Annotated in this window: 16 protein-coding genes; 3 read left to right on the plus strand and 13 right to left on the minus strand. The window is 73.4% G+C overall.

What is annotated here, in order from left to right; genetic code table 11:
- Window positions 1-18: 18 nt before the first annotated feature.
- Both AAH979_RS22555 and AAH979_RS22560 read right to left on the minus strand, forming a co-directional pair.
- Window positions 19-339: a hypothetical protein gene (locus AAH979_RS22555; protein ID WP_346260096.1), complete on the minus strand. Its 321-nt coding sequence runs from the start codon at window positions 337-339 to the stop codon at window positions 19-21.
- A gap of 98 nt (window positions 340-437) precedes the next feature.
- Window positions 438-1,400, minus strand: coding sequence for a stage II sporulation protein M (locus AAH979_RS22560; RefSeq protein WP_346260097.1), 963 nt, complete (start codon window positions 1,398-1,400; stop codon window positions 438-440).
- Between the two features lie 42 nt (window positions 1,401-1,442).
- Between AAH979_RS22560 and AAH979_RS22565 the strand changes: the two genes are divergently transcribed.
- Window positions 1,443-2,459, plus strand: a complete 1,017-nt coding sequence (locus AAH979_RS22565) for an RDD family protein (protein ID WP_346260098.1) — start codon at window positions 1,443-1,445, stop codon at window positions 2,457-2,459.
- Window positions 2,456-2,599, plus strand: coding sequence for a hypothetical protein (locus tag AAH979_RS22570; protein WP_318402021.1), 144 nt, complete (start codon window positions 2,456-2,458; stop codon window positions 2,597-2,599). The genes AAH979_RS22565 and AAH979_RS22570 overlap by 4 nt, the downstream gene beginning before the upstream one ends.
- A gap of 72 nt (window positions 2,600-2,671) precedes the next feature.
- Here AAH979_RS22570 and ahcY read toward each other — a convergent pair whose 3' ends face one another.
- From ahcY to AAH979_RS22625, 11 genes are all read right to left on the minus strand, one after another.
- The gene (gene ahcY, locus AAH979_RS22575; RefSeq protein WP_346260099.1) at window positions 2,672-4,171 is read right to left on the minus strand and encodes an adenosylhomocysteinase; all 1,500 of its coding nucleotides are present in this window, start codon (window positions 4,169-4,171) and stop codon (window positions 2,672-2,674) included.
- Between the two features lie 415 nt (window positions 4,172-4,586).
- Window positions 4,587-5,762, minus strand: coding sequence for a mannose-6-phosphate isomerase, class I (gene manA / locus AAH979_RS22580; protein ID WP_346260100.1), 1,176 nt, complete (start codon window positions 5,760-5,762; stop codon window positions 4,587-4,589).
- Between the two features lie 3 nt (window positions 5,763-5,765).
- Window positions 5,766-6,740: a cation diffusion facilitator family transporter gene (locus tag AAH979_RS22585; protein ID WP_346260101.1), complete on the minus strand. Its 975-nt coding sequence runs from the start codon at window positions 6,738-6,740 to the stop codon at window positions 5,766-5,768.
- Window positions 6,741-6,807: 67 nt separating this feature from the next.
- Window positions 6,808-8,001, minus strand: coding sequence for an SIS domain-containing protein (locus AAH979_RS22590; protein WP_346260102.1), 1,194 nt, complete (start codon window positions 7,999-8,001; stop codon window positions 6,808-6,810).
- Window positions 7,998-8,216 (minus strand): Trm112 family protein, encoded by a 219-nt coding sequence (locus AAH979_RS22595; RefSeq protein ID WP_346260103.1) that lies wholly within the window; start codon window positions 8,214-8,216, stop codon window positions 7,998-8,000. Before AAH979_RS22595 ends, AAH979_RS22590 begins: the two co-directional genes overlap by 4 nt.
- 68 nt (window positions 8,217-8,284) lie before the next feature.
- Window positions 8,285-9,670, minus strand: coding sequence for a phosphomannomutase/phosphoglucomutase (locus AAH979_RS22600; RefSeq protein WP_346260104.1), 1,386 nt, complete (start codon window positions 9,668-9,670; stop codon window positions 8,285-8,287).
- Between the two features lie 180 nt (window positions 9,671-9,850).
- Complete coding sequence (locus AAH979_RS22605) at window positions 9,851-11,227, minus strand: hypothetical protein (protein ID WP_346260105.1); 1,377 nt, start codon at window positions 11,225-11,227, stop codon at window positions 9,851-9,853.
- A 154-nt stretch (window positions 11,228-11,381) separates the two neighbouring features.
- Window positions 11,382-12,050 (minus strand): deoxyribonuclease V, encoded by a 669-nt coding sequence (gene nfi / locus AAH979_RS22610; protein WP_346260173.1) that lies wholly within the window; start codon window positions 12,048-12,050, stop codon window positions 11,382-11,384.
- Window positions 12,051-12,085: 35 nt separating this feature from the next.
- The gene (locus AAH979_RS22615; protein WP_346260106.1) at window positions 12,086-13,549 is read right to left on the minus strand and encodes an aldehyde dehydrogenase family protein; all 1,464 of its coding nucleotides are present in this window, start codon (window positions 13,547-13,549) and stop codon (window positions 12,086-12,088) included.
- 87 nt (window positions 13,550-13,636) lie between these two features.
- Window positions 13,637-14,374, minus strand: a complete 738-nt coding sequence (locus tag AAH979_RS22620) for a MerR family transcriptional regulator (protein WP_346260107.1) — start codon at window positions 14,372-14,374, stop codon at window positions 13,637-13,639.
- Between the two features lie 134 nt (window positions 14,375-14,508).
- Entirely contained in the window at window positions 14,509-15,042 is a 534-nt protein-coding gene (locus tag AAH979_RS22625; RefSeq protein ID WP_346260108.1) for a DinB family protein, read from the minus strand.
- Between the two features lie 250 nt (window positions 15,043-15,292).
- On the opposite strand from AAH979_RS22625, the gene AAH979_RS22630 reads away from it, so the two are divergent.
- Complete coding sequence (locus tag AAH979_RS22630) at window positions 15,293-15,754, plus strand: hypothetical protein (RefSeq protein WP_346260109.1); 462 nt, start codon at window positions 15,293-15,295, stop codon at window positions 15,752-15,754.
- Window positions 15,755-15,839: the final 85 nt, after the last annotated feature.

Below are 15,839 nucleotides of genomic sequence, written 5' to 3' on the forward strand. Positions count from 1 at the left end.
ACTTCAGGCAGCCTCGTATCAGACCGAGTGCCGAGCAATCGGAGCCGAGTTTGGATAGTTGGGTGTCGATAAATTCGGTGTAGAACGCGGCTGGCGAGCGGGATAGCCGGACTGCTCCGCGGCGTGCCACTGGTGCAGCCACGGCTCCAACTCCAGCAGGCCGGCGAGCAGCGGTAGCAACCGCTCCGGCGACCACAGCTCCTGTGTCTTCCGATCCAGGTAGGTAGTGGCCAACGCCTGCGCCTGGGCGAGATGATCCCAGCCGGCCCGGCCGAGCAGTTCGCTGCCGTCGGTGTCCCGGCTCGCTCCCGGGCACGAGATGAATCGCTCCTTCGGCACGTCGAGCTTGCCCCGCGCCCGCCAGTACGACGACCGCAGCTCCGGCCCGACGGCCAGGACTCAGCGCCGACCGGCTCGGCTCCGGTCCACCGGCCAAGTCAGGGCCGGACGGGTTCCCCGCCGGCGTTGGCCGCGCGGCGGCCGAAGTAGAGGACGTACCCGAGGAAGCCGAGCCAGGCGAGCACGCCGATCCCGACCCGGACCCCGGTGGGGACCGCCGCCGGGGTGACGAACGCCTCGATGAGGCCGGCGACCGCGAAGAGCCCCACCAGGCCGACCGCGACCAGGATGCCGGAACGGCCGGCCCGGGCCACCGCCTGGCCCCGGGTCAGGTCGGGCGGCGGCGCGATCCAGGCCCAGCCGATCCGCAGGCCGACACCGGCCGCCACGAAGATGCCGGTCAGCTCCAGCAGGCCGTGCGGTGTGATCATGCTGAAGAAGACATCGGTACGGTCGTAGGCGGCGAGCACCCCGCCGGTCACGCCGATGTTGAGGGCGTTCTGCCAGAGCAGGTAGAACACCGGCAGGACCAGGATGCCGGAGGCCAGACAGCGGGCGGCGATCCAGGCGTTGTGGGTCCACAACTGGAAGGCGAAGCTCGGCGCGGAATATTCGCTGTAATAGCCGACGAACCGGGCCTCGAACGCCTCGGCCGCCGCCTCCTCGCCGATCAGCGCCGCGGCGGTCTCCGGATGCGCGGCGGTCCAGTACATCAGAAAGCCCGCGACCAGGACGAACCCGACGCCGACCGCCGTCCACCACGGCCAGGCCCGGTAGACGGCCAGCGGAAAGCCGGTGGAGAAGAACCGACCGACGGCGGCCCAGGAGAAGCCGGACCGGCCGGCGAGCCGGCCCCGGGCGGCCAGCACCAGTTGGGAGAGCCGGGCGACCAGCACCGGATCGGGCGACCGGCTGCGTACCACCGACAGGTGCGTGGCGACCCGCTGGTAGAGCGCGATCAGCTCGTCGGCCTCGTCGGCGCCGAGCCGGTACCGCCCGGTCAGCTCGGCCAGCCGCCGCCATTCCCGGTCGTGCTCCGCCGCGTACGCGTCGAGATCCAACTCAGTCCCCCAGGGTTCGCGACCATAGTGTTCACTGTCCACGTGACAGCGCAAACACCGAGGTTCGTTCCGGGCCGGCCGGCACCGCCCGGCGGATACGGTGCGGACGCCGGACTGGTCAGCGGCGAAGCGGTCGAGTTGGACATCCGGGCCGCCCGGCTCGGCTCCCGGGTGCTGGCGCTGCTCATCGACATCCTGGCCCAGGTCACCCTCGCGGTGATCCTGGTGATCGGGGCGGGAATCCTGCTCACCTCGTTCGTCGGCCCCGGCGCCTTCGACGGGGCGACCCTGCGCGGGTTGCAGACCGTCGGCGTGGTGCTGATCCTGGTCGGCTACCCGGTGGCATGCGAGACCCTGAACTCCGGCCGTACGGTCGGCAAGCTCGCCGTCGGGCTGCGGGTGGTACGCGCCGACGGCGGCCGGGTCGGCGTCCGACAGGCGCTGACCCGCAGCCTGGTCGGCGTGGCGGTGGAGTGGCCCGGTCTGGTGCTGCCGCTGCTGACCTGGGCGGTGGGGGTGACCGTGATGCTCACCGACCCCCGGGGACGGCGGCTCGGCGACCTGGCCGCCGGCACCCTGGTCATCCACGACCGGAGTCCGGCCGGCACCGGCTACGTCCCGACCATGGTCCCGCCGCTGGCCGGCTGGGCGGCCACCCTGGACCTGACCCGACTGGACGACGGCCTGGCGCTGGCCGTACGCCAACTGCTCAGTCGCACCTCGACGCTGACCCGGGACGCCCGGCGGCGGCTGACCCGGTCCCTCTGGGCGGAGGTGGCGGCGGTGACCTCCCCACCACCCCCGCCGGGGCTGCCCGAGTGGGCCTACCTGGCCGCCGTACTGGCCGAGCGGCACATGCGGGCCCGGCAACGGCTGGCGGGTACCCGGTCGGTGACCTCGACCCTCTGGCCGGAACTCGCCGCGCCGGCCGTCGAGGCTCCGGGGTTCGCGCTGGTCCGGCCGGCGGCCCCGGCGCTGGCGCAGTCAACGGTGCCGCAACCCGCGATGGCGCGGCCCGTGGCGGCCGGTGCGGGCACGCCGAACGGGTCGGCCCGGTGAAGGCGTTCCTGCCCTGGCTGCTGGTCCTGGCGGTGGTGATCGCGCTGAACGCGCTGCGGCTCCGGCCGCTTGCCACGGCGGTCGCGATCGCCTGGCTCGGCTACTGCGTGTGGACCTGGGTCCGGCCCCGGCGTGGATGACCCGGCCCGGACCGGCCGAACGAACGAGCCCGGACCGGCAGGCTGCCGGCCCGGGCTCGACGGTCACGTCTCTCAGTAGCGGTAGTGCTCCGGCTTGTACGGGCCCTCGACCGGTATGCCGAGGTAGCTGGCCTGCTCCTTGGTCAGCTCGGTCAGCTTGGCGCCGAGCGCGTCCAGGTGCAGCCGGGCGACCTTCTCGTCCAGGTGCTTCGGCAGCGTGTAGACGCCGACCGGGTACTCCTCGGTCTTGGTGAAGAGTTCGATCTGCGCGATCGTCTGGTTGGCGAACGAGTTCGACATCACGAAGCTCGGGTGCCCGGTGGCGTTGCCGAGGTTCAGCAGCCGGCCCTCGGAGAGCACGATGATCGAGTGGCCGTCGTCGAACTGCCAGACGTCCACCTGCGGCTTGATGTTGATCCGCTGCACATCGGAGCGCTTGGCCAGCCCGGCCATGTCGATCTCGTTGTCGAAGTGGCCGATGTTGCCGACGATCGCCTGGTGCTTCATCCGGGCCATGTGGTCGTTGCGGATGACGTCGAAGCAGCCGGTCGCGGTGATGAAGATGTCGGCGGTCTCGACCACGTCGTCCAGGGTGGAGACCTGGTAGCCGTCCATCGCGGCCTGCAGCGCGCAGATCGGGTCGACCTCGGTGACGATGACCCGGGCGCCCTGGCCACGCAGCGACTCGGCGCAGCCCTTGCCGACGTCGCCGTAGCCGAGCACGACCGCGGTCTTGCCGCCGATCAGCACGTCGGTGGCCCGGTTGATGCCGTCGATCAGCGAGTGGCGGCAGCCGTACTTGTTGTCGAACTTGCTCTTGGTCACCGAGTCGTTGACGTTGATGGCCGGGAAGAGCAGTGTGCCGTTCTGCTGCATCTCGTAGAGCCGGTGCACGCCGGTGGTGGTCTCCTCGGTCACGCCCTTGATGCCGGCGGCGACCCGGGTCCAGCGCCGGTCGTCCTCGGCGAGCGAGCGGTGCAGCAGGTTGAGGATGACCGCGTACTCCTCGGAGTCGGCGCTCTCCACCGGAGGCACCGCGCCGGCGCCCTCGAACTGGGCGCCCCGGTGCACCAGCAGGGTGGCGTCCCCACCGTCGTCGAGGATCATGTTCGGCCCCTGGCCGTCCGGCCAGAGCAGCACCTGCTCGGTGCACCACCAGTACTCTTCGAGCGACTCGCCCTTCCAGGCGTAGACCGGTACCCCGGACGGGGCGTCGGGGGTACCGTCCGGCCCGACCACGATGGCGGCGGCCGCGTGGTCCTGGGTGGAGAAGATGTTGCACGAGGCCCACCGGACCTGGGCGCCGAGCGCCACCAGGGTCTCGATGAGCACCGCGGTCTGGATCGTCATGTGCAGCGAGCCGGTGATCCGGGCACCGCGCAGCGGCTGCTCGGCGGCGTATTCGCGACGGATCGACATCAGGCCGGGCATCTCGTGCTCGGCGAGTCGGATCTCTTTGCGCCCGAACTCGGCGAGGGAGAGGTCCGCCACCTTGTAGTCGCCCTCGGCGACAGTGCCGGGCCGGGGCGCGGCGGACGAACCACCCGCCGGTGCCGGGAGAGTGCTGGTCATGAAGGCTCCTGTCGTACGGTCTGCGGCCGACCCTCCACGTTACGCCCCGGCCGTACCGCGGCGGACTCCGGTCGGGTCGCAAACCGGACAGTACGGGTCGGCCCGACGGCTGCCCGAACCGGGCGGGACATCCTCGGGTGACGGCGGACAGCGCGCGGGGCGGTCGGTCCGGGCGGACTTCCACCCAGTCTCCGGCCGCCCCGCGCATCCCCCCGGTTTGGTTCCCCCGCGCGTGTCTCGGACCTGCGTCGCGATAACGCTGCGTACCCATAGCGTCACACTGAGCAAGGGGGGTGTCAAGCCGATCCGCAAATTTCCGTTTCGTGCGGACTCGCATTCCGCCGACCAGGGTGCGGCGCAGGTTCCGGCGACCGGGCGAAGCGCAGGGTCGGAGAGCTCGGGTAAGCCGGACGACTCAGGAGAGTCCGACCGAGGCGACGTAGAGTTCCCCGTCGCCGCTGACGGTCAGCGGCCCGCCGTCGGCCCGGCCGATCGCCGCCGCACCCGGCCCGAGCAGCGCCGACCCGGCGCCGTCCGCCACGGTGACCTCGCCGGCCAGGCAGAGCGCGATCCGGGGGCCCCGGAGGTCGAGCCGGGCCGACCCGACCCGCTCGTCGAGGCGTACGCCGTGCAGGGCGAAGTCGTCCACCGGTACCGGCCAGGTGACCACGCCCGGAGCCACCGGAGCCGGACTGACCACCGGGTCGGCCAGCACCTCGAAGCGGAGTACCCGGAGCAGCTCCCGTACGTCCACGTGCTTCGGGGTCAGTCCGCCGCGCAGCACGTTGTCGCTGGCCGCCAGGATCTCCACCCCGGCGCCGTGGAGGTAGGCGTGCAGGTTGCCGGCCGGCATCCAGATCGCCTCGCCCGGGGCCAGGCTGACGTGGTTGAGCAGCAGCGCGACCAGCACGCCCGGATCCGCCGGATAGCGCCGGGCCAGCTCGCGGGCCAGCTCGGCCGAGGCGGCGAACTGCTCGCCGACCTCCGCCGCGACCACCGCCGAGACCAGCGCGGCCCGCTCCGACGACGGCCAGGTGAGCAGGGTACGCACCGCGTCCGGCAGCCCGTCCGTGCCGGTCCGCAGCGCGGCGACCACCGGGTCGAGCGCGGCCACCCCGAACGCGTCGAGCAGGTCCGCCGAGCTCTTCGGATCACGGAACCCGCACAGCGCCTGGAACGGCGAGACCGCGACCAGCATCTCCGGCTTGTGGTACGGGTCGACGTAGTTGCGGTGGGTCAGCTCGGGGTCGGTGGTCTCGGCCGCGTACCCGGCCCGGGCCTGCTCGGCGTCCGGGTGCGCCTGCAACGACAGCGGCGCCTCCGGGGCCAGCACCTTGAGCAGGAACGGCAGCCGCTGGCCGAACCGGTCGATCACGTCGGCGCCGAGCCAGCGCCCGGGATCCTCGGCGAACGCGTCGACCAGGCTCAGCGGCGCCCCGCCCCGGAGCAGCGTGCTCGGGTCACCGGGATGGGCGCCCAGCCACAGCTCCGCCTCCGGGCCCTCGCTCGGCACCGGACGGCCCTGCAACTGGGCGAGGACGGTCCGCGACCCCCATGCGTAGTCGCGGATCCGACCGTGCAGCGGCTCCACTGCTCAGGCCCCCTTGAGTTCCGGTACCCCGTCCGCGGGCTGCTCCGCGTTGCGGTAGATGTCCGGCTCCAGGTAGATCACCCGGGCGATCGGTACGGAGTTCCGGATCCGCGCCTCGACCGAGTTGATCCCCTCGGCCAGCTCGGCCGCCGTGGCGTACGGCCGCACCGCGACCTTCGCCGCGACCAGCAGCTCCTCCGGGCCCAGGTGCAGGGTCTTCATGTGGATGATCCGCTCGACCTCGGAACCCTCGGTGATCGCCTGCTCGATCCGCTGGACGTCCTCCGGGCTGGCCGCCTCGCCCAGCAGCAGGCTCTTGGTCTCCAGCGCCAGGATGACCGCGATGGTCACCAGCAGGATGCCGATCGCCGCGGTGCCGGCCGCGTCCCAGCGGCCGTCGTCGGTGACCAGGGTCATCGAGACGCCGATCAGGGCGAAGATCAGGCCGAGCAGCGCGCCCAGGTCCTCCAGCAGCACCACCGGCAGCTCCGGGGCCTTCGCCCGGCGGACGAACTCCCGCCAGGACGCCTTGCCCCGGACCGCGTTCGACTCGACGATCGCGGTCCGGAACGAGAACGACTCCAGGATGATCGCGATCACCAGTACGACCACCGGCAGCCAGTGCCAGCTCTCGATGCCGTGCGGGCCCTTCGGGCCAGTCTGCTCGTGGTACTTGTGGTACGCCTCGTAGAGCGCGAAGAGGCCACCGACGCTGAACAGCACGATGGAGACGATGAACGCGTAGATGTAGCGCTCGCGGCCGTACCCGAAGGGGTGTTGCGGGGTGGCCTTGCGGGTCGCCCGGCGCCCGCCGAGCAGCAGCAGCGCCTGGTTGCCGGAGTCGGCCACCGAGTGGATCGACTCGGCGAGCATCGACGACGAGCCGCTCAGCCCGAACGCGACGAACTTGGTGACCGCGATGCCCAGGTTGGCCAGCAGGGCCGCGACGATCGCCCTGGTGCCGCCACTCGCGCTCACGACCGGTCCTGCACCGTGTCGGCCGGGGTGGGGGCCACGGCGGCCCCGGCCCGGGTGATCTGCTCGGTCACGGGTTGGAAAGCTCCTTCATCTCGGTGATCGCCGGTACGGCCATCGGGTCCAGGCCGTGCGCCAGCGCCAGGTAGATCGAGGCGAAGTCGGGCACCGCGGTCAGCGAGGCGAGCCGCTCCAGCGCGGATCCGCCCTCGGCGGTCACCACGTCGCAGCGCACCCCGCGCCGCTCGGCGAGGGTCTGCACGGCCTCGGCCCGCCGCTCCTCCACCACCAGCGGCTCGTCGGTGTCGTCGTCGGCGTTCAGGCCGCCGTCGCGGAGCAGCACCAGCCGCAGCCGGGTGCCGGTCGCCTCGTCCTCCGGGTCGGCGAAGATGTCCCGGCTGGACTCGCCGAGCCCGCCGAACACGCCGTCGAGCAGGCCGACCCGGCCCCGCCCCGCCTCGCCGAGCGCGCCGGCCACCACCGGGTAGCGGGCGTTCGCCGAGAGGGTGTCGCCGAACCGCCGGGCCGCGACCGTGGCCAGCGGCGACGAGCCCCAGACGATCGGCACCGATCCGGCCAGGCCCAGCGCCAGCGACTTGGCCGGGTTGACGAAGGACTCGGCGGACGGGCGGCACCGGTCGGCGTCCGCGTCCAGCCGGGCCGCCGTCTCGGCCAGGTCCGCCTCGTTCACCTTGACCAGGCCGAGCGCGCGGGCGGCGAGCAGCACCGGCACGGTGAGCGCCCAGAGACTGGCCCGGGCCGGTGCCCGGCGGGGCACCGGGACGAAAGGCGCCCGGGCGCCCTCGGCCACCGATTGGAGCTGCGAGTCCGGCGCGCCGACCGCCACCAGCCGGGCCCCGCGCCGGGCGGCGGCCTCGGCCGCGCCGAGCGCCTCGGGGCTGCGTCCGGAGGCGCTCACCGCGATGACCACGTCCGCGGCGCCTACCCAGCCGGGCACCCCGGCACTGCGGTGCTGGATCACCGGGACCGGGCAGCGCGGGCCGGCGACGGTGGCCAGCACCTCACCGGTACGCGCGGCGGTGCCGATGCCGGCGATCACGACCGCCCGGGGGCGCCCCTCGTCGGCCAGCACCCCGAGGTTGGCCTCGGCGGCCAGCGCGGCGGTCTCCCGCACCTGCGCACCGGCGGCGGCGGTGTGCCGGAGCATTCCGCCGGGGTCGTTCTTGTCCATCGCGGCGACGTCGTCGAGCAGCGCCTCGTCGGCGACCGGGCGACCGCGCAGACCGGCCGTGCCGTCCATCATCGCTGGTCCGTAGTGCCGCCGGGGGTCGCGTCCGAGCCGGCCACCGGGCCGCCGCGCGCCTCGTCCAGCAGCAGCACCGGCACGTCGTCGCGCACCTCGAAGATCCGCGCGCACTCGGTGCAGGTCAGGGTCTGCGCCGCCGGATCGTAGTCCAGCGGTGCGTGATGGGTGTCCGGGCAGGCCAGGATCTCCAGCAACTGCGGGTCGAGGGCCACCGTGCGGCTCCTTCCACTCCTCGTGCGGTAGGTCGGGTACGGCGGGTCTCCGACCAGCGCGATGGATCTTATCGGCGAACCAGTCCGAGCACCTCGTCGCGGAGTGCCACCATCCGGTCCGGGGTGGGCGCCTCGACGTTCAACCGGAGCAGCGGCTCGGTGTTGGACGGGCGCAGGTTGACCCAGGCGCCGTCGGGGAAGCGCAGGGTGAGCCCGTCCAGCTCGTCGGCCTCGGCGTCCGGGTAGGCCGACCGGACCTCGGCGAGCTTGGCCCGCTGGTCCGGTACCGTCGAGTTGATCTCGCCGGAGGCGGCGTACCGCGCGTACGCCCGGGCCAGGTCGGAGAGCGGGCCGTCCTGCTCGCCCAGCGCCGCCAGCAGGTGCATCGCGGCGAGCATCCCGGTGTCGGCGAACCAGAAGTCCCGGAAGTAGTAGTGCGCCGAGTGCTCGCCGCCGAAGGCCGCGTTGGTGCGGGCCATGTCGGCCTTGATGAAGGAGTGCCCGACCCGGCTGCGCACCGGCTCGCCGCCGTGCTCCCGGACGATCTCCGGCACCGCGCTCGACGTGATCAGGTTGTGGATGATCGCCGCGCCGGGATGCTTGGCCAGCTCGCGTACTGCCACCAGAGCGGTGATCGCCGACGGCGAGACCGGTTCGCCCCGCTCGTCGACCACGAAGCAGCGGTCCGCGTCGCCGTCGAAGGCGAGCCCGAGGTCGGCACCGTGCTCGCGTACGGCCGCCTGGAGGTCGACCAGGTTCGCCGGGTCCAGCGGGTTGGCCTCGTGGTTGGGGAACGAGCCGTCGAGTTCGAAGTAGAGCGGCACGATCGACAGCGGCAGCGCCGGCAGGACGGCGTCGCCGAGCACGGCCGGTACGGTGTACCCGCCCATGCCGTTGCCCGCGTCGATCACCACCTTGAGCGGGCGGATCCCGGTCAGGTCGACCAGGGTGCGCAGGTGGGCGGCGTACGCGGGCAGCAGGTCCCGGTGCTCGATCGGCGGCAGCGGCTCGTCCGCCGGCCGCGGCTCGCCCTTGTCCAGCAGCGCCTGGGCCCGGTCACGCAGCTCGGCCAGCCCGGTGTCCTGGCCGATCGGCTTGGCCCCGGACCGGCACATCTTGATGCCGTTGTAGGCGGCCGGGTTGTGGCTGGCGGTGAACATCGCGCCGGGCAGGCCGAGGCTGCCGGAGGCGTAGTAGAGCAAATCGGTGCTGCCGAGGCCGAGGTGGAGCACGCCGAGCCCCTCGGAGCGGACCCCCTCGGTGAAGGCGGCGGCGAGGCCCGGCGACGACTCCCGCATGTCGTGGGCGACGGCTACGGTCCCGGCCGGCTCTCCGGAGGTACGGAGAAGCTGCGCGAAGGCCGCGCCCAACGCCTCGGCGGCCCGCTCGTCCCACTGATCGGGAACGGTACCCCGGACGTCGTACGCCTTGACGATAGCGGACAAATCAGACAAGATCTCGCCCCTCAGCCGGACACTCAGTCAACGGCCTGAGCGTATCGGAGCCGGACGCCACGCCCCGCCCCAAGGCGATCTGCCGGCGGCGAACAGGTGCCGTCCGCCCGGCTCGGCGTGCCGTGGCGACCCCGACACGCCCGGCCGGACGGCGGTCCGGCTACTGCTGAAGCCTCCGGGCTACTGCTGAGGCCCCCGGGCCGGCGGCAGGATCAGGGTGGCGTCCGGTCCACCGGCCGAGGGCTGCTCCGGAGGTGCCGTTCCGGCCGATCGGGGCCGCGCGGCACCCGGCTGGGCCGGCGGCACGTCGCCGGGGGGCACGGAGCGGGCCCGGGCCGGCGCGTGCGGCGGCGTGGTGTGCGGCGGGACCGTCCCGGGCTGCCGGGGCGGCGTCGTTCCGGCCGGGCGCGGCGTCGGCGACCCGGCGGCGGGCAGGATCAGCGTCTGGTCACCCACGACCGGTGGTACCCCCGGCCGCCCGCCGCGCTCCGGCCCGACCCCGTCGACCGGACCGGCGCCCGGCAACGGTCCGACCGGGCTGACCGGACCGGCGCCGGGCATCCCCGCACCACTACGGAAGACCGGACCCACCGGCGCGATCCGGGCCGTCGGCTCCGCACCGGCCGAGCCGACCGGACCGGCGCCAGGCATCCCCGCACCACTACGGAAGACCGGACCCACCGGCGCGATCCGGGCCGTCGGCTCCGCACCGGCCGGCCCGATCCGGGTGGTCGGCTCCGCACCGAGCAGGATGATCCGGGCGGTCGGATCCGTACCGGCCGCCGACGCCCCGGCCGCTCGGCGCCGCTCCGCCCGACCACGCCGGATCAGCAGCACCATCAGGGCGATCCCGACCCCCACCATCACCACGCCGACCAGCATCACCATGCCACCCAGCCCGAGCGACGACCCGCCGGACTCCTCGGCGGCGACCGGCTGCGTCGGCAGGGCGCCGGCCACGTCCTGGGTCGCCTCCGCGGCCGGCTCCTCGGTGGCCTGCGCGGTGGCCGACGGGATCACCAACGCGGGGGTACGCGCCGAACCCGGGGCCTTCCCGGTCCGGCCGGTCATCCGGGCCGAGTCGGTGGCCCGGCCGAGCAGCCGGCCGCCCGCCGTGTACGCCTCGGCCAGCAGGGTCACCCGGCCGGCGGGCGCGCCTTCGGCCAGGTTCACCTGGTAGCGGCTGGAGACGCTCTTCCTCGCGCAGAGTTCGGGCTTGCCCGGTGCGGTACGCCCCGTGACGACCAGCCCGTTCGCGGCGTCGGATACCGAGACCGGGCGCCAGCGACCGTCGTCGGCGACCCGCACCTCGACCCGGTCGGCGGTCAGCCCCGGGAGGTGTACCGCGAGCCCGGTACGGACGCTGACGCAGCCGCCGCTGCGCATCGAGACATTCACCGTCACCGACGCTGGCGAACCGCCCGCGCTGATCGAGTTCGGCGCGCGGAGGCGTACCGACTCGCCCTCGGCCACGGCCGGGGCGGCGGCGAATGACACCGTCGTGCCGACCAGCAGGCCGACGGTTCCCAGCCAGGTCGCGCCACGCCGTACCGACATGATTACCTCGCTCGTCGCAGTCCAAGATCCGGGCACAGGCTACCGCTGGACCGGCAGCCGCCTTCTCTCATGCCCGGCCAGCGCCGCGCCGAATCCTCCGGCCTGGCCGGAAGTAACCTTTCTGCGACCAGAAGCGACCGGATGGCTCCCGCCGTTACACCCCGGCGAATTTGCGTAGTTCGGCCCGGCAGAGCCGGTCGGCCTGCCGGGTCGTCTCCGGCAACCGGTAGCGCGGGGTGAGCCGGAGCACCTGGGTGCAGGCATTGTCCAGGTCCATCCGGTGCCCGACCGAGACGAAGACCGGTTTGACGCCGTCCTGGGTACGCAGCACCCGGCCGACCTGCTCCGTGCCGTCGACCAGCGGCGCCCAGGACCCGCGCCGCCGCTCCGGCCCGGCCCACGTCCCGACCAGCGGGGTCTTGCCGACCCCGATCGCCGGACGGTCGGTGAGCACGCCCAGGTGGCAGGCGAGCCCGAACCGGCGCGGGTGGGCGAGCCCGTGCCCGTCGCAGACCAGCAGCTCCGGCTCGACGGTCAGCCGGGCGAGCGCGGCGAGCAGGGCGGGCAGCTCCCGGAAGGCGAACAGCCCGGGTACGTAGTCGAAGGCGGCCCGGCCGGTGACCACCGCCGTGTCGAGTACGGCCAGGGTGGTCGGGTCCAGCACGGTCACCGCGGCGGCGAGCCGGTCGCCGTCCTCGGCATACGCCACGTCGAGCCCGGCCACCGTGCGGGGGGCGGTCGGCCCCGGCCCGGCCAGGTCGACCAGCGGGCGCAGCCGGTCCTGCACCGCCTCCGCCTCGGCGACCGTACCCGGGGTCTCGATCGTGGCGGAGACGGTGCACAGCTCCGGCGGTCGGGCTACCACTCGATCCCGCTCAGCACCATCACCCGGGACTCGGTGTAGTCCTCCATCGCGCTGCGTACCCCCTCCCGGCCGACGCCGCTGCCCTTCACCCCGCCGTACGGCATCTGGTCGGCCCGATACGACGGCACGTCGCCGACGATCACGCCGCCGACCCGGAGCGTCCGGTACGCGGCGAACGCGGTCTGGAGGCTGTGCGTGAAGATCCCGGCCTGCAACCCGTACGCCGAGTCGTTGACGGCGGCGAACCCGGCCGCGTCGTCCGGCACCGGCGCCACCACCAGGACCGGCCCGAAGACCTCCTCGGTGTTGACCCGGCACTGCGGCGGCACCCCGGTCAGCACCGTCGGTGTGTAGTTCGGGCCCTCGCGACGACCGCCCAGCTCGACGGTGGCCCCGGCCGCCACCGCCTCGTCGACCCAGCTCTCCACGCGCCGGGCGGCGGCCTCGTCGATCAGCGGCCCGACGTCGGTCGCCTCGTCGGCCGGATCGCCGGTTTGCAGTGCGGCGACCGCCGCGACCAGCCGGGGCAGGAAGCCGTCGAGCAGCCACTCGTGCACGAAGACCCGCTGCACCGCGATGCAGCTCTGCCCGGCCTGGTAGTTGCCGAAGGCGGCGATCCGCCGCGCGGCGTGGTCGAAGTCGTCGGCGCTGGCCCAGTCCGCGCAGACCACCGCGGCGGCGTTGCCGCCCAGCTCCAGCGTGACGTGCTTGCCCGGCACCGCCTGCCGGATCGCCGCGCCGACCGGCCCTGAACCGGTGAACGACACCACCGGCAGCCGGGGATCCCGGACCAGTTCGCCGGCCCGGTCGTTCGGCAGCGGCAGCACCGAGCACATCCCGGCCGGCAGGCCGCTCCCCGGCCCGTCCGGCTCGGTCACCTCGGCCAGCAGCTCGCCGAGGAGCAATGCGGTCAGCGGGGTCGCCGGGGCCGGCTTGACCACGATCGGCGCCCCGACCGCGAGCGCGGGGGCGACCTTGTGGGCGACCAGGTTCAGCGGGAAGTTGAACGGGGTGATGCCGAGCACCGGTCCCCGGGGCAGCCGGCGTACCAGGGCGATCCGCCCCTCGCCGGTCGGCTCGGTGTCCAGCCGCTGCATCTCGCCGGACCAGCGCCGGGCCTCCTCGGCGCCCCACCGGAAGGTGGCGACCGCGCGGGCCACCTCGGCCCTTGCCCATCTGACCGGCTTGCCGCTCTCGGCGGTGATCAGCCGGGCGACCTCCTCGGCCCGCTCGGCGAGCCGGCGCGACACGTGGTCCAGGGCTCCGGCCCGGACGTGTGCCGGCAGCGCGGCGGCCCGGTCGGCCACCGCAGCGGCGGCGGCGACCGCCGCCTCGACCTGCTGCGGGTCGGCGTGGCTGGTCCGGCCGACCTCGCGACCGTCGTACGGATGCCGGACCACGAGCGGATCGGCGCCCCGGGCCGGCCGGCCGGCGAGGAGGAACGGCACGGATTCCACGCCCGGCAGCCTAACCCTCCGGTACCGGCCGGCGGGTCACCGCTCGCCGTCTCCCTCGCCCGGCCCACTGCTCGGGTGGTCGGCGGGTCACCGCTCGCCGTCTCCCTCGCCCGGTGCGGTGCTCAGGTAGTCGTGCAGCCGGCTGGACCCTTCGAGCATCGCGGTGGCCCGCTCGGTCAGCTCCAGCCGACGCCGCGCCACGGCGGCCCGGAGCGCGGCCGTACTCCCGGTGCGGCGCAGACCGTCGAGGATCGGCTGGATCTGCGGCAGCAGGTAGCGGCTCCGCCGGAGCATGCTGATCATCTGGGCGTCCCGGATCTCGGCCGGGCCGAACCGGCGGTACCCGGTGCCCCGTTCCCGCTCCGGTATCAGCAGTCCGGCGGCCTCCCAGACCCGCAGCGCCGACGTACGCACGCCCAGCCGGGCCGCCAACTCGCCGATCCGCAGCGTCAGCCGGGGCATGCTCGGCGACTCGGTCTCCTGCTCGGCGACCGACTCCAGCGCCGCAGCGGTCTCGGCGAGCGAGCGGCGCTCCTCGTGCAGCCCGGCATGACTGGCGTCGACCAGCGCGAGCGCGGACGGCAGGTCCCCGGCGTGCACCGCGTGCATGATCGAGCGGGCCGTCTCCCAGCCGTACCCCCGGGCCAGTGCCCGGTAGGTCAGCAGCGCCCGGCGGTGCCGCTCGTCGAACTGGCGGTATCCCGAGGCGCTCCGGGGCGCCGGTGGCAGGACCCCGGCGTCGAGATAGTTGCGCACCTGCTGGGTGGAGATGCCGGCCAGCCGGGCCAGATCGACGGGACGCAGTCTCCGCTCCGGCCGGCTCACCACGCCGTCCCGCCGCCCGGAGTCCGGCGCGCCGGGTTGAGGGTTGCCACGCGCATCCGCCCAGGATATGCCCAGGGGTTGCCAGAACTCTCAAGGCGGTTTGGAGCGGTGCTGGAAGGCCGGCTGATCGGCGGCTACTCGCCGACCGTACCGTCGAGCAGTTCCCGGGCGATGTCGAGGTGGCCGACGTGCCGTGCGTACTCCTGGAACAGGTGGAAGAGGATGCGGCCGAGCGACGGCGCCTGCGCGGCGGTGCGGAACCGCCCGCCGAGCCGGGCCGGCTCGGCCAGGTCGGCGGAGGCGGCGAGCGCCCGGGACCGGCGTACCTCGTCGTGGTAGGCCGCCAGCACGTCCTCGACGGACTCGTCGGCCGGTACCCGCCACTCCGCCTCGTCGTCCTCGGACGGGTACGCCAGCACGTCCTCGGCGGCGAACCCCCAGCGCATCCACCGCCGCTCCACCCAGCCGAGATGCTTGACCAGTCCGAGTGGCGACCAGCCGAGCGGCTCGACCGGGGCGCGGAGTTCCGGCTCGGTGAGGCCGTCGAGCTTGCGCAGCAGCGCCTCCCGGTACCAGTCCAGGTAACGCAGCAGCAGTTCGTGCGGGTCGGTGACATCGACCGGCGGATCGTCGAGGGTCGCCGGCCGGCGTTCGGGCGATGCGGACATGCCGGCGAGGCTAGCCGGAGGCCCGCCACCGCGCACAGGCCCGCGTCGAGGACGGGATCCGCTGTGCCAAGGACCGGTCTGGGCCTGGTCCCACGAACGCGATCGAGAGTGTCAGACCGTATCCCGCAAAGCCCTCCGGGCTCGTGGGCATTTCCCGAACGAGCAGGCGACGCGGCATGTGCTGGTGGGCGGGAACCTTGGAGATGTTGGCAGCGTCCCAGTGGGGCATCACTCTTCGAAGGAGGATCGGGTGGCGCGACGATACCTGGTGGCCGTCCTGTTTCTGCTGACCCCGGCTTTGGCAGCCGCAGGCTGCTCGGACGGCGCCCCGCCCACCGCCGGGCCGGTCACGGGTGCGTCGTCGGGCACGCCGAGTCCGAGCCATCCATTGCTGGCGAAGGTGCCCGAAGGCGGCACGCTGGGAGTCATCGTCACTCTGCAGTGGCCGGACGGCCAGACTCCCCCGCCATCGGACGACGAACGCCGGTTGCGGGCCATCGCCCAGGCGCAGGACGAACTCATCCAGGCGCTGAAGCCCTACGACGGCGCCAAGGTGAAGACGCGGTTCCGGCTCTATCCGCAACTCACGATGGTGGTTGATCGGCAGGCGTTGGCCTTCCTGCTCACCTCTCCCCTGGTGAAGTCGGTCGGCGAAAACGGCCGCAAACACACGACCGCTGCCCTACGCCTCCAGACGCAACAGGTCAGTTGACTCTGGCATGTGGCTCTGACACCGGAGCAGCGGGCGGACCGGAACTCACCGCCGGACCCTGGAAACCCCGTGCGTCGGGACCGGC

This window comes from Plantactinospora sp. ZYX-F-223 (assembly GCF_039649625.1).
Lineage (GTDB): Bacteria > Actinomycetota > Actinomycetes > Mycobacteriales > Micromonosporaceae > Plantactinospora.

Coding starts and splice junctions, on each gene's coding strand:
- ahcY (WP_346260099.1), bottom strand. CDS start 4,171: ATGACCAGCACTCTCCCGGCACCGGCGGGTGGTTCGTCCGCCGCGCCC.
- AAH979_RS22590 (WP_346260102.1), bottom strand. CDS start 8,001: ATGATGGACGGCACGGCCGGTCTGCGCGGTCGCCCGGTCGCCGACGAG.
- AAH979_RS22605 (WP_346260105.1), bottom strand. CDS start 11,227: ATGTCGGTACGGCGTGGCGCGACCTGGCTGGGAACCGTCGGCCTGCTG.
- AAH979_RS22625 (WP_346260108.1), bottom strand. CDS start 15,042: ATGTCCGCATCGCCCGAACGCCGGCCGGCGACCCTCGACGATCCGCCG.